The following is a 13,963-nucleotide window of genomic DNA, read 5'->3' on the forward strand; positions in this document are numbered from 1 at the left end:
TGCACCTTTTTGGAATTATTACGCACCAAAATAGTGCTTAATCTATATCACCTTTATGTTGTTTATATATTTTTACATAAAAAACAATAGATTATAATAGTGGCATAAAATCAGCTTGTTAGTATTTAAAGTATCTAAGCAGCAATAATAAAACCCAATAGTTGGAGGACACATGTCACAATCGGTTTTAGATTTTATTAAAGAAAATGACGTTAAGTTCATTGATTTACGCTTTACTGACACAAAAGGTAAAGAGCAACATGTTTCTATTCCTCATCATCAAGTTGATGAAGACTTTTTTGAAGATGGAAAAATGTTCGACGGTTCTTCAATTGCTGGCTGGAAAGGCATTAATGAATCAGACATGGTGTTATTACCTGACGCAGATTCAATTAAGCTTGACCCTTTCACAGAAGAAACAACGCTAATCGTTCGTTGTGACGTGGTTGAGCCTTCTACATTACAAGGTTATGAGCGCGACCCGCGCTCAGTAGCTAAACGCGCTGAAGAGTACATGCGCTCTACTGGTATTGCTGACACAGTTTTATTTGGTCCTGAGCCAGAGTTTTTCGTATTTGACGATGTTAAATACAAGTCTGACATGTCAGGCTCAATGTATAAAATTGATTCTAAGCAAGCAGCTTGGAACTCAGATAAAGAATATGCAGATGGCAACACAGGCCACCGTCCAGGTGTTAAAGGCGGTTACTTCCCGGTTGCACCTGTTGATGATTTCCAAGATTGGCGTTCTGCAACTTGTTTAGTTCTTGAAGAGCTAGGCCAAGTTGTTGAAGCACATCACCACGAAGTGGCGACTGCCGGTCAGAATGAAATCGCAACTCGTTTTAACACTATGGTTTTAAAAGCAGACGAAATCCAAGAAATGAAATATGTTATTCACAACATGGCTCATTTATACGGAAAGACAGCAACCTTTATGCCTAAGCCTGTTGTTGGCGATAACGGTTCAGGTATGCACTGTCACCAGTCTTTAGCTAAAGACGGCGTAAACTTATTCGCAGGTGATAAGTACGGCGGTCTTTCTGAAGACGCGCTTTACTACATTGGTGGTATCATCAAACATGCTAAAGCAATCAACGCTTTTGCTAACGCGTCAACTAACTCGTACAAACGTTTAGTACCTGGCTTTGAAGCACCGGTAATGCTTGCATACTCTGCCCGTAACCGTTCAGCATCAATTCGTATTCCAGTGGTTCCATCTGCAAAAGGTCGTCGTATTGAAGTGCGCTTCCCAGATCCAACTGCTAACCCATATCTTGCATTCTCAGCAATGCTTATGGCTGGCCTTGACGGAATTAAAAACAAAATTCACCCTGGCGATGCTATGGATAAGGATTTATACGACTTACCAGCTGAAGAAGCAGCAGAAATTCCAACAGTGGCAGCCTCATTAGATGAAGCACTAGCGGCATTAGATGCAGACCGTGAGTTCTTAAACCAAGGTGGCGTATTCACTAATGACCTAATTGATGCTTACATTGCACTTAAGTCAAAAGAAGTTGAAAAACTTAACATGACAACTCACCCAGTTGAGTTTGAAATGTACTACAGCTGTTAATTTATTAACCGATAAATAATGTGTGTTTTAAGCCCGCTCTGCGGGCTTTTTTTATGGTAAATTTAACGGTTCTACACTAAAGTGAAATAAGTTTAAACAATGCAGGTTAGCAGGATGATAGGTAAGGTTTTGTTGCTATTAATAGCTTTAATGATAAGCCTTAATAGCCATGCAAATAATAAAAAAATTTACGCATGGAAAGACAAAAACGGTGTACTGGTTTTTTCAGATACCCCTCAACCTGGTGCTAAAGAGGTTAAACTCACTAGCCAACACTTAAACATGCCTGCAACTAATACTGACATACTTGATACTTCACCAACTAAAACAGCGGTAAAGTTTAAAATTAGTATTACTTCGCCAGAGCCCAACCAAACTATAAGAGAAAACACCGGCTCTGTGTATGTTTCAACTCAGATTGCGCCTCGGTTTGAAGCTGGGTTTACCATTGGTTTATTTTTAAATGGCGTTGCCATTGGTGAACCTAGTGACACCACTACGCTGGCGTTAAGAGATGTAGAGCGCGGGCAACACAAACTACAAGTTAAACTTTATAATAAACAAAACCAAGTAATTGCAACTAGCCCTGAGAGTGTATTTTTTATGCATCGCAAAGGCCTTAATATAGGTCGGTAATTGCAGTTAAGTACGTACAATTAGCGTATATTTTACTAAAAACCTTGCCTACCTCCCCAGGCGCACTAAAATGGTGCAATAATGATAAACAAAACACATTTTAGCCCAGAGCTACTAAATATAATTTGGCAAAACCAAACCACCGCCCTAATGTTACTTGATGAAAGCTTTACGCTCATTTATGCCAACACCAGTGCCAGTGAATTGCTTGGTTTAGGCGAAAAGCGCTTACTAGGACAAGCGTTCGATGATTTATTTAATTACCACTCTATCGACTTAAAACGTATTGCACAGTATTCGTTGGTTGATGGTGTAGACTGCCACCAGCATAGAGCTGACGTGGTGTTTATCGATTCTCGCCATGCAAAGTTAGCGGTCAGCACACGACGAATAAAGCATAACGATACCTTTTATATTTTATTTGAATGTCGACAAACTGATGACGAAATAAAGCACGATCAAGTCTCAAATCAAATGCATCAATACCAAGCTGCACGCAACTTAATTCGCGGTTTAGCCCATGAAATTAAAAACCCACTGGGTGGAATTCGCGGGGCGGCGCAATTATTGCAGTATGAAGGTGATCAGCAAGAAAGAGATCAATGTGCAGAACTGATAATTGAACAAGCCGATCGATTGCGTGAATTAGTTGATAGGCTCCTTGGGCCTAATCAGCTGCCGCAAAAATCGTATGGCAATATACATCAAACATTAGAGTCGGTTGTAAAACTCAGTACCTTAGATAACAACCGCGATATTAGGTTAGTTAAAGACTACGATCCGAGTATTCCTGATGTTTATATTGATCAGAGCAAAGTTCAACAGGTAGTGCTAAACATTGTGCGTAATGCACAACAAGCATTGGTAGATGGTGGCGAAATAAAAATAAAAACGCGGATTAATTACCAGCATCGTCGTCCTGGCAAAGCCCCTAAAAAGGCACTCCTTATTCAAGTAATGGATAATGGCCCGGGTATTGATGCCAATTTACGCGACACCTTATTTTACCCTATGACCACCAATAAAGAAGGTGGCTCGGGACTTGGATTATCTATAGCGCAAACCTTGATTGATCAACATGATGGCTATATCGAATGTGATAGTTGGCCGGGACATACTGAATTTAATATTTATCTGCCGTTTACAGATTAATACTTTGGAGTTTGCATGAAAACAGCTTGGCTTGTAGATGATGATGCCTCAATTCGCTTTGTACTAGAAAAAGCACTGACTCGCGCAGGGTTTGAAGTAGAAAGTTTTGCAGATGCACAAAACGTACTTAACGCGCTAAAATTTAGTCAACCTAGCGTGTTGATTTCCGATGTGCGAATGCCTGGTATGGACGGTATGGCGTTACTTGAGCTAATAGCAGAGCAAACACCGGGGCTACCTGTGATCATTATGACCGCCCACTCAGACCTTGATTCAGCCGTTAATGCATTCCAAAAAGGCGCATTTGAGTATTTGGCCAAGCCATTTGATTTAAATGAAGCGGTTGCACTGGTGGAAAGTGCTTATCGAGCTAATTCAACTAAAAAAACCAAACGTAAAAGCGCGCCCCCCAAAAGCGCCCATATTATTGGTGAGGCCCCTGCTATGCAGGAAGTGTTTCGTGCCATAGGTAAACTCTCAGCATCGAGTATGAGCGTACTGATCAATGGTGAGTCAGGTACTGGTAAAGAGCTGGTTGCCAGCGCTCTGCATAACCATAGCCCGCGGAAAGAAAACCAATTTATTGCCCTTAATATGGCCGCTATCCCTAAAGAATTAGTTGAATCTGAACTGTTTGGCCACGAAAAAGGCGCTTTTACAGGGGCAGATAGCGTGCGTAAAGGTCGCTTTGAACAAGCGAATGGCGGTACTTTATTTTTGGATGAAATCGGTGATATGCCACTGGATGTACAAACCCGCTTATTACGTGTATTAGCCGATGGCGAGTTTTACCGCGTTGGCGGCCATCAAAGTATAAAAGTAGATGTACGCATTATTGCTGCCACCCATCAAAATTTAGAAGAGTTGGTAAAGCAAGGTAAGTTTAGAGATGATTTATTTCATCGTTTAAACGTGGTTCGCCTACGTTTACCTGCCTTACGCGAGCGCCCTGAAGATATAGAGCGCTTAGCGCTACACTTTTTACATAAAAGTGCAAAAGACCTGCAAGTAGATAGTAAAATATTAAGCCCTAAAGCAATTAAACAACTGTGTTTATTTAATTGGCCAGGGAATGTTCGTCAACTTGAAAACACCTGCCGCTGGTTAACCGTTATGGCGCCTGGAGAGCTGATTGGTGAGCAAGATTTACCTCCTGAAATTATTGATAATGCCGCCGCAACCCAAGAAGGCGATTGGCTAGATTCATTTCAGCAGTGGCTTAATCAAGAGTTTAAACAAGGTAAAGAAAATATTTGGCCTGATATTCAAGCCCAGCTAGAAACCCGCTTAATAAAAACAGCACTCGCTAATTGTTCTGGCCATAAACAAGAAGCCGCAGTAAAAATTGGTTGGGGTCGCAATACGTTGACCCGAAAATTAAAAGAGCGCAATATTAGCTGATATTTTATAAGGCTAGCGTCCTAGGTTATTAATGAAGTTAATTGAGAACATCCCTTTGTTTAAGCAAATGGAGATTATAAATCGCTTAGATTTTTTTAAAGAATTCACACTTAATGAGCGCCAAATTCTGCTTGAGTCGTTTGGTTTGCTCTATTTAATAAATAAAAATCAGTTTTTATTTAAAGAATTTGATAATGACAAGCGACTGTTTATTGTGCTCAGTGGATCTTTAATGGTGTTTAAGCACAATCACTTACTGGAACTGGGCAGTATAGAGCCTGGTGAATTTATTGGTGAAGGTGCATTTATTAATAACCGAGAGCGCAGTATTAATGCACGCGCTAAGGAAAGCGCTATAGTACTGGCTATTACTGCCGATGCCCTTACCCGCCTACCTAATGTTATACGTGAAAAAATTAAAGACCGTATTATTGAAGGTATGAGCCTGCGCATTGCAAAACTCTCGGAGCATATAGAAGAGCATGGTTAACAGTTAACTTAATCCATATAAACAACCTGCATTGAGCAATTAAGCCAGCCTGGCTTATTTACATGAGCTGTTATGGTATATGTGTCTGATGGTTTATCACCAAAAGGTGTCTCAACCAATGGCTGTGAATGAGTGTAGGTTTGTGAATAATTGCTGTAGTAAATAACCAAATAGCCGTATAAATATTCCCATTTCAATGTGACTTTTGCGCCGCTGATTAATGTGAACTCAGCATGTTGATCAGTAAAGGTTACGGCTAGGTCATTAAACTCACCTTTTTCGCACTGGGTTGTTCGCAACCGAGAAGGCATGGTAAAAGCGTCATCCGCATTAGTATTTTTTAGATAAAAACCAATATTACCATCACCATAAAAGTGATTTGCGCGTGTGGTGTAGCTAATTTCGGGTTGATAACCTAACCCCTGCATAATAGTAGCTAACTGCTCTGTTTCTTGGCGTAAAATTCTATCATTTGATAATAGTAAAGTAGCTACGCCAAATTCCCGAGGGATGTTGTGTTCAACATATTCGTAAGGTAGGGATTGTGTTTTGAGTACGGCCTCTAACTGCTGGCGCTGTGAGTCCGATAAACCTTTACTAAATATATACACTGTAGGCTGTTGGCATGCACTCAACAATAGCATGAGTGCACACGCTAAAATTCCATTTTTCATTATCACCCCACTGATTACAAGTGTAGTCTAAAGGAGTGATTTAAAATCGCAACTTAATTTATTTGGCTGTTTAACCTGAAGTCTGGTTATTTAGCCATGCATCGACACTCTGACGTTTGTACAGCACTTCATTAAATAACCGATGACGCTCAAATACTAGCTCACTTTGTTTGGTTTTAAGCCCGCTAGTTAGCTGACTATGGGTATCGTTAAACTTAGAGATAACTGAAAAGCCACGTTCAGTGTCTTCTTTTACTTGTTGTGCTAGATGCGCTCTTACATCATCAGCGGTTAACAGATCTGAATGCTCTAAGCCCATTAGCTCTTTTTTCATCGCTAATCTTATGCCCATGTTTTACTCCATTATTTATATTCAATCTCTTATACGGCCGATATTGGCAATTAGCGCGCCAATGTGTAATTTTTTTCGCGTGAAGCTTAACCCTGAATTACTTCAGTTTTTTTAAAGACTATAAAAAGAGATAAAAAGTTTCATAAAAAATCACATAATCAACTCACCTAACAAGCTCACTTTGGTGCAAAATAGCCACTGAGCCTTTATACTACAGCTAATACCACCCCCACTGAGAAACATGATGAACGAAGAATATATAGAAGTTGAGTTAGAAGAAGAGCCTATAGAGCTGTGCAAATTATTAAAGGTATTAGATCTTGTTGAAGGTGGTGGTCAAGCAAAAAACCTAATTAGCGAAGGCTATGTCGGTGTTAACCATGAAATTTGTACAATCAAACGGAAAAAATTATACAGCGGTGATGTACTTGCATTTGATGGCGAGTTGTTTCAATTAACGTTAAGTGAAGATGCCACTCCAGCAGAACGTCCAGTTATTGATGAAACAGTTACAGCAGAAAAAGCCGCGCCAGTAGCAACAACAGAGCCGGCTAAAAATAAACGCAAACGCACTAAAAAGCCTAAAGTTGATGAAAAAACGGGTCGTCGCCCTATTTCATTTGGCTAACATTTGCTTAAGTTATATGTGTTATTAAAAGCCAGTTTGCATCACTGGCTTTTTTATTCTTTAATAGAATATCAATAATAAAAAATAGATGCTTACATGTCAGAAAACACCTCAAACCGCTGGATAAAACCCGTACTTATTACTGCCTTATTATGGAACATATTAGGTATTCTTGCATTTGTCATGCAGCTGTTTCTCTCTCCAGAGATGATAAGTAAACTACCTGAAGAACAACAACTTGCTTATAACAGCCAACCTCTATGGGCTACTTTAGCGTTTGCTATTGCGGTATTTGGCGGCGCATTAGGATGCGTACTTTTGTTATTCAAAAAGTCTCTAGCCAGATTAACATTAATAATCTCTTTGGCAGCGATTTTAGCTCAGCAATACTATAATTTTATGATTATTAATAGCATCAACTTGTTTGGTATTAGCGCTATTCTTATGCCTATTGCAGTCACCATAATTGCGATTGCATTGGTGTATTTAAGTTTCCATTTAAAACAACAGGACTACTTTAAATAGCACTTTTTTGAGTTTAGTTTTGTGGCCAATTATTACTCAGAGTATCCCTTGAATTTTAACTTTTGGCCTTCATCTCTATTTAAATAACGACCAAAATAAATTATACAATATGGTATTTTTTATCATGGTACACACTTTGCAAATCACTACAGAGGTCACTTTTACAAGAATATTAATCTAATTTATTGAAGGGACAAATAATGAAAAATAGTTTCGACACCCAACAACAACTCACTATCAATGGCGAGCAGTATCATATCAACTCGCTCATGGGACTTGGCGATAAAGCCAAACGCCTGCCTTTCTCGTTAAAAGTATTGCTAGAAAACTTACTACGTAACGAAGATGGTGTGAATATTAAAGAACAAGATATTCAGGCCTTATTAGATTGGGATCCAAAAGCGAAGCCCTCTGCCGAGGTAGCTTTCACTCCAGCCCGCGTAGTAATGCAAGATTTCACTGGTGTCCCTGCAATTGTTGATTTAGCTGCCATGCGTGATGCGATGGAAAAACTCGGTGGTGATCCTGCAAAAATAAACCCACTTTCTCCTGCTGAGCTGGTAATTGATCACTCGGTGCAAGTGGATGGTTACGGTAAAGATGGTTCATTCGACTTAAACTCAAAATTAGAATATGAGCGTAACAAAGAGCGTTACGAATTTTTACGTTGGGGACAAACCGCATTTGATAACTTAAAAGTTGTACCACCTGCAACCGGTATAGTTCACCAAGTGAATTTAGAGTATTTAGCCCGCGTAGTATTTAATGATACAAAAAACGGCAAATCGTTAGCCTATCCAGATACACTAGTCGGTACAGATTCTCATACAACGATGATTAATGGTTTAGGCGTACTTGGCTGGGGTGTAGGCGGCATTGAAGCCGAAGCCGCCATGCTTGGCCAACCTATTAGCTTGCTTATTCCACAGGTTGTGGGTGTTAAATTAAATGGTCGCTTACCTGAGGGCACTACAGCAACCGATTTAGTACTTACTGTTACTGAAATGCTGCGTAACCACGGTGTGGTAGGTAAGTTTGTTGAGTTTTATGGTGACGGCCTTGCCGACTTACCACTTGCCGATAGAGCAACTATCGCTAATATGGCGCCAGAGTATGGCGCAACCTGTGGTATTTTCCCTATTGATGATGAAACGATTAATTACTTACGCTTAACTAATCGCGATGAGAAGCAGCTTAAACTAATTGAAGATTACGCTAAACACCAAGGCTTATGGCGTAACGATGGCGACGAAGCACATTATACCGATAAGCTTGAACTAACTTTAGATGATGTTGTGCCAAGCCTAGCAGGCCCTAAACGCCCGCAAGATAGAATTACTTTGGATAAAGCCGGCAAGGTTATTGGTCAGCACTTAAAAGACTTTCAAGACGAGCGTATGGCACGTCGTGATAAAAGCGATGAAGAGCAAGCGCGTATTGAAAGCGAAGGCCCTACTACCAATCCAGATGAACCAACTGATGAAGCGCAGTTTATGGGCGCAGCAAAAGTAAACTTTAATGGAGAAGAGTTTGAGTTAAATGATGGTGCCTGTGTTATTGCTGCAATTACTAGCTGTACAAACACATCTAACCCAAGTGTTATCTTAGCTGCCGGTTTAGTAGCTCAAAAAGCACGTCAGTTAGGTATTAATGTAAAACCTTGGGTTAAAACTTCACTTGCACCAGGTTCTCAGGTGGTCACCGATTACCTTGAAAAAGCAGGGTTGATGGATGACTTGGATGCGCTTGGCTTTAATTTAGTTGGTTATGGCTGTACCACATGTATTGGTAATTCAGGCCCACTTGCTGATGAAATTAGTGAGGCGATTCAAAAACACAAATTAGTTGTAAGCTCAATTTTATCGGGTAACCGTAACTTTGAAGGGCGCATACATCAAGATGTTAAAATGAACTTTTTAGCGTCGCCTCCTTTAGTGGTTGCCTATGCCATAGCGGGTAGAACCGATATTGATGTTTACAACGAGCCACTCGCGCAAGATAAGCATGGTAACGATATTTACCTTAAAAATATTTGGCCGAGCGTTAAAGAAGTAAGTGAACTAGTAAAAAGTACGGTAACTAAAGAGATGTTCGAAAAAAGCTACGCCAATGTTTACGATGGCGACAGTCGCTGGCAAAAAATTCAAATACCTGATGGTAAACTTTACGATTGGGACAGTGCTTCGACTTATATTAAAAAAGCCCCCTTCTTTGATGGTATGAGTGTTGAACCACCAGGTATTCCAACTATTGAGGGTGCGCGTTGTTTAGCTAAACTGGGTGACTCGGTGACTACCGATCATATTTCACCAGCAGGTGCAATTAAGGCAGAGGCACCCGCAGGGCTTTACCTACAAGAAAATGGGGTTGAAAAAGCGCAATTTAACTCTTATGGATCACGACGTGGTAATCACGAAGTAATGATGCGCGGTACGTTCGCTAATGTGCGCCTTAAAAACTTACTAGCTCCAGGTACCGAGGGCGGTGTTACCCGCACTCAACCTGATGATAAGCTAGAAAGTATTTATGACGCGGCAATGGCATATCAAGAAAGTGGAACACCACTAGTGGTTCTAGCAGGTAAAGAGTATGGAACTGGCTCTTCGCGAGATTGGGCTGCAAAAGGGTCATTATTACTCGGTATTAAAGCTGTGATAGCACAAAGCTATGAGCGTATTCACCGCTCTAATTTAATTGGTATGGGCGTGCTTCCTTTACAATTTAAAGAAGGTGAAAGCCATGAATCACTAGGCTTAACTGGGCAAGAGCAATTTGATATTCAAGGGTTATACGATAAAACCGACGAAGTCAGTGTGATTGCGACTAACAGTGAAGGTAAACAAGTTAGCTTTAGTGCCGATGTGCGTATTGATACTCCGAAAGAGTGGGATTACTACAAACATGGCGGTATTTTACAGTACGTACTGCGCAATATGCTCGACTAACAACTTAAAACGAAAATGCAGCCCGGCTCAGTAATGAGCTGGGCTTTTTTATATTATTAATGGATGCTTGCGCTAAATCAATGCCGCTTTATAAAGATTACATACACTAAGAAGACACGCTGCGCAGAGGTCGCTATGTCTTCAATTGTAATAATAAGACTACTTAAAACATCGATTTTGCTTGGATTGTGCTTAATAGTGACAGGCCATGGTTTAATTGTATCGAGCTACTTTACCAACCAGTTCGGCATTAAAGGTATTATTACTGCAGCTACCTGTATTGCAATTGGCGTACTTTTATCGTTGCCCACAAAAATATACTTAACTATATTATTAATGGAAGCAGAAAAACGTTATTTGAAGACACAGCAAAAACACCCCAAAACTAAAAGCCGCTAAAACTTTCGACCTCTTTACTGCGTTGCTCTATTCTCTTTTTAGCTTTTTCAGCATCTTCAAACAGCTTATTAATTGATTCACTGTTGTATATCGCTGGTGCTCGCTGAGGAAAAGGCTTTACTGCTGATTTAGCACTGCCACTCAAAATGGCGGTATCTTCTGCAACCACTACATTAATATCGGCGGGGTTAAGCTTTACCACTTCGCTTTTACCATTCTTGTTTGGTACATCTGAGAAATGCCATTGTCCTTGCTCGTCTTGCCATTTATAAATTGGCTTAGGAGTTTCTGTCTCAAAGGTAGCCCCAGTGATTTTTTCACCCGCTGTTGTAATTGCTGAGGTAATACTATCTAACGCGCTAGATGAAAGCGCTATCATTTCATTCTTGATCTCTGTTGATTCATTATAAATATGAGAGGTACCTAGCCAAGGCTGGCCATTGGGTTTTTTAATATAAAACAATAAGATAACAGCAATTATCATCACTGACACTGCTAAATAGGTGAAGTATTTCATAGCGTTCCTGCTGTGTGTTTAATCCATCATCACAACCAATATAATAAAAAAGAATCAATTCAGCAAATATTAAACAATAAAAAACGCAGCAAAGGCTGCGTTTTTTTCATTTTATAGCTTTGAATAATAAGGTAATTAAATTCCATCACCATCAATATGTAAGCCACATTCACGGTTCAAGCCAAAAAAACGGGTTTCCTCTTCACTCATGCCGGGCTCTAGTTTACGCGTGGTGTGCACATCCCCCATCGACACATAACCTTGCTCCCATAATGGATGGTATGGCAAATTATGCTTTGTTAAATACTGATATACATCGCGATTATTCCATTCAATGATGGGATACACTTTTACCGTACCTCGGCTTATTTCTAGTACTTGCTTTTCAGCACGGCTTGAAGATTGATCTCGACGTAGGCCACTAAACCAAGTGCTCGCATTTAGCTCCTTTAAAGCGCGTGTCATTGGCTCTACTTTATTGAGCTGGTTGTATTGCTTAATGCCTGCCTCACCTAGCTCCCATAATTTTCCAAATTTAGCCTCTTGCCATGCAGGGCTCAGCTGCGCTTTATACACTTTTAGGTTAAGTGATAACTGCGAAGTCATTTGCTCTATAAACTGATAGGTTTCTGGAAATAAGTAGCCTGTATCGGTTAATACCACAGGTATATCTGGGCGCTGTGCAGTCATTAAATGCAACATAACTGCAGCCTGAATACCAAAGCTCGATGATAAAAACGCAGTGTCAGGCAAATTTTCAAGTGCCCATGCAACGCGCTGCTCTGCGCTCATGTCAGCCAGCAAACCGTTCGCATCAGCTAACATAGCCTGTTGGCTTTGCTTATCTAGCTGTAATATGTTTTTAAATTCACTCATGGTCAACTTTAAACCTCACCAGCGCTTTGCGCTGCTTTTAAATTATGCGTAAAAATCGGTAACGGATACTTTTACTTCTGCAACAATACCTTTGCGAATAACAAAATCACCAAAACATTCGCCTTCATTGCGCTCACTAACCCATTGCCCAATGAGTTTATCGAATGCTTCTAAGTAAACCTCTTCGCCAACATTTTCAAGGTAAAGCTTTGGAATACGTGTGCCCTCAGTATTCCCCCCAAGGTAAACGTTGTACTTACCTGGGCCTTTGCCGACCAAGCCAGCTTCTGCTAGCATGGCACGACCACAGCCATTCGGACAACCAACTACACGCATAATAATGCTGTCATTTGGCACCCCGTGTTTGGCTAATAAGCCTTCTATTTTTTCAATTAAACTCGGTAAGTAACGCTCAGCTTCGGCCATAGCTAATGGGCAAGTTGGCAATGCCACACACGCCATTGAATTTTTGCGTTGCTCAGTGTCCTTATCGTCAATCAAACCATGATTGCGGGCTATTTCTTCAATTACTGCTTTTTGATCGGCCGGTACACCGGCAATAATTAAGTTTTGATTTGCCGTCATGCGAAAATCACCTTGATGAATTTCTGCAATTTTGCGACACCCTGTTTTAAGCGGCTTATCTGGGTAGTCTAAAATACGACCGCTTTGAATAAATAAGGTTAAGTGGTGCTTACCATCAATGCCTTCTACCCAACCAATACGATCCCCTCGGTGAGTAAACTCATAAGGGCGGCTTGGTGCAAAGTTCACGCCTGCGCGCTTTTCAACTTCAGCTTTGAATACCTCAGTGCCAACACGATCGAGTGTGTATTTAGTTTTTGCATTTTTACGATTTGAGCGGTTGCCCCAATCACGCTGAACAGATACCACGTGCTCAGCAATTTTTAACGTATCTTCTAGGCTAATAAAGCCAAAGTCGTCCGCTTTACGTGGGTAGGTTGCTGTATCGCCATGGGTCATCGCCAAACCGCCGCCTACTAGCACGTTAAAACCAACGAGTTTGCCATCCTCAGCAATCGCCACAAAGTTTAAATCGTTAGCATGTACGTCCACCTCATTATTAGGTGGGATCGTCACTGTAGTTTTAAACTTACGCGGTAAATACGTTGAACCTAAAATAGGCTCTTCTGTAGTTTCAGATTTTTCGCCATTGAGCCAAATTTCAGCGTATGCCTTCGTTTTAGGTAATAAGTGTTCAGAAATTTTTGCCGCCCACTCGTAGGCCTCTTGATGTAACTCAGACTCAACCGGATTGGTAGTACATAATACATTACGGTTAACATCACCGGCGGTGGCAATAGAATCAATTCCAACACTATTAAGCAATTGATGCATACCTTTAATTTCAGGTTTTAATACACCATGAAACTGAAATGTTTGGCGAGTAGTTAAACGAATACTGCCATAACTGGTTTTATCACCAGCAAATTTATCAATTGCAAGCCATTGCTCTGGCTTAATAATACCGCCAGGCATACGTGCCCGTAGCATCACATTATGCAGTGGCTCTAGCTTTTGTTTAGCACGTTCAGGACGAATATCGCGATCATCTTGTTGATACATGCCGTGAAAACGAATTAACTGGAAGTTATCGGCGGTAAAACCACCTGTGATCTCGTCTTTTAAATCTTGCTCTATGGTGCCACGTAAAAAGTTGCTTTCTCTTTTCAAACGCTCGTTATCAGAAAGCTTTACGTTTTTATCTTGTTCGCTCATGTTTAATCCTAAATTTGTTACAGTGACGGCTGTTAGCGTTATTTTTTAT

Annotated in this window: 14 protein-coding genes; 9 read left to right on the plus strand and 5 right to left on the minus strand. The window is 40.5% G+C overall.

Annotated elements, in window-relative coordinates:
• Window positions 1-172: 172 nt before the first annotated feature.
• The 5 genes from glnA to CWB75_RS06055 all read left to right on the plus strand — a co-directional run bounded on the left by glnA (window position 173) and on the right by CWB75_RS06055 (window position 5,258).
• On the plus strand, window positions 173-1,579 hold the full coding sequence (gene glnA / locus CWB75_RS06035) for a glutamate--ammonia ligase (RefSeq protein WP_010392004.1): 1,407 nt from the start codon (window positions 173-175) through the stop codon (window positions 1,577-1,579).
• Between the two features lie 114 nt (window positions 1,580-1,693).
• Window positions 1,694-2,215: a DUF4124 domain-containing protein gene (locus tag CWB75_RS06040; RefSeq protein WP_138570136.1), complete on the plus strand. Its 522-nt coding sequence runs from the start codon at window positions 1,694-1,696 to the stop codon at window positions 2,213-2,215.
• An 81-nt stretch (window positions 2,216-2,296) separates the two neighbouring features.
• Complete coding sequence (gene glnL / locus CWB75_RS06045; protein ID WP_008108383.1) at window positions 2,297-3,367, plus strand: nitrogen regulation protein NR(II); 1,071 nt, start codon at window positions 2,297-2,299, stop codon at window positions 3,365-3,367.
• Window positions 3,368-3,382: 15 nt separating this feature from the next.
• Window positions 3,383-4,768, plus strand: a complete 1,386-nt coding sequence (gene ntrC, locus CWB75_RS06050; protein WP_138570137.1) for a nitrogen regulation protein NR(I) — start codon at window positions 3,383-3,385, stop codon at window positions 4,766-4,768.
• Window positions 4,769-4,799: 31 nt separating this feature from the next.
• Window positions 4,800-5,258, plus strand: coding sequence for a Crp/Fnr family transcriptional regulator (locus CWB75_RS06055; RefSeq protein ID WP_008108381.1), 459 nt, complete (start codon window positions 4,800-4,802; stop codon window positions 5,256-5,258).
• A gap of 8 nt (window positions 5,259-5,266) precedes the next feature.
• Here the strand turns inward: CWB75_RS06055 and CWB75_RS06060 are convergent, their stop codons facing one another.
• Window positions 5,267-5,932 carry a hypothetical protein gene (locus CWB75_RS06060; protein WP_138570138.1) on the minus strand — a complete coding sequence of 222 codons (666 nt, stop codon included), beginning with the start codon at window positions 5,930-5,932 and terminating at the stop codon, window positions 5,267-5,269.
• A gap of 70 nt (window positions 5,933-6,002) precedes the next feature.
• The gene (locus CWB75_RS06065; RefSeq protein WP_008108379.1) at window positions 6,003-6,284 is read right to left on the minus strand and encodes a hypothetical protein; all 282 of its coding nucleotides are present in this window, start codon (window positions 6,282-6,284) and stop codon (window positions 6,003-6,005) included.
• 244 nt (window positions 6,285-6,528) lie between these two features.
• On the opposite strand from CWB75_RS06065, the gene CWB75_RS06070 reads away from it, so the two are divergent.
• The 4 genes from CWB75_RS06070 (at window position 6,529) to CWB75_RS06085 (ending at window position 10,781) form a co-directional block, all read left to right on the plus strand.
• Window positions 6,529-6,912 carry an RNA-binding S4 domain-containing protein gene (locus CWB75_RS06070; RefSeq protein ID WP_008108378.1) on the plus strand — a complete coding sequence of 128 codons (384 nt, stop codon included), beginning with the start codon at window positions 6,529-6,531 and terminating at the stop codon, window positions 6,910-6,912.
• A 96-nt stretch (window positions 6,913-7,008) separates the two neighbouring features.
• Window positions 7,009-7,437, plus strand: coding sequence for a hypothetical protein (locus tag CWB75_RS06075; protein WP_138570139.1), 429 nt, complete (start codon window positions 7,009-7,011; stop codon window positions 7,435-7,437).
• A gap of 200 nt (window positions 7,438-7,637) precedes the next feature.
• A complete protein-coding gene (acnA, locus tag CWB75_RS06080; protein WP_075170855.1) occupies window positions 7,638-10,382 on the plus strand; it encodes an aconitate hydratase AcnA in 2,745 nt (914 codons plus the stop codon).
• A 135-nt stretch (window positions 10,383-10,517) separates the two neighbouring features.
• On the plus strand, window positions 10,518-10,781 hold the full coding sequence (locus tag CWB75_RS06085) for a hypothetical protein (RefSeq protein WP_138570140.1): 264 nt from the start codon (window positions 10,518-10,520) through the stop codon (window positions 10,779-10,781).
• Here the strand turns inward: CWB75_RS06085 and CWB75_RS06090 are convergent.
• The 3 genes from CWB75_RS06090 to cysI form a co-directional block, all read right to left on the minus strand.
• The gene (locus tag CWB75_RS06090; RefSeq protein WP_138570141.1) at window positions 10,768-11,298 is read right to left on the minus strand and encodes a DUF4124 domain-containing protein; all 531 of its coding nucleotides are present in this window, start codon (window positions 11,296-11,298) and stop codon (window positions 10,768-10,770) included. The genes CWB75_RS06085 and CWB75_RS06090 overlap by 14 nt on opposite strands.
• 135 nt (window positions 11,299-11,433) lie before the next feature.
• Window positions 11,434-12,174 carry a phosphoadenylyl-sulfate reductase gene (locus CWB75_RS06095; RefSeq protein WP_054202789.1) on the minus strand — a complete coding sequence of 247 codons (741 nt, stop codon included), beginning with the start codon at window positions 12,172-12,174 and terminating at the stop codon, window positions 11,434-11,436.
• A 42-nt stretch (window positions 12,175-12,216) separates the two neighbouring features.
• Window positions 12,217-13,914, minus strand: coding sequence for an assimilatory sulfite reductase (NADPH) hemoprotein subunit (gene cysI, locus CWB75_RS06100; RefSeq protein ID WP_138570142.1), 1,698 nt, complete (start codon window positions 13,912-13,914; stop codon window positions 12,217-12,219).
• Window positions 13,915-13,963: the final 49 nt, after the last annotated feature.

This window comes from Pseudoalteromonas sp. S1608 (assembly GCF_005887265.1).
GTDB classification, from domain to species: domain Bacteria; phylum Pseudomonadota; class Gammaproteobacteria; order Enterobacterales; family Alteromonadaceae; genus Pseudoalteromonas; species Pseudoalteromonas undina.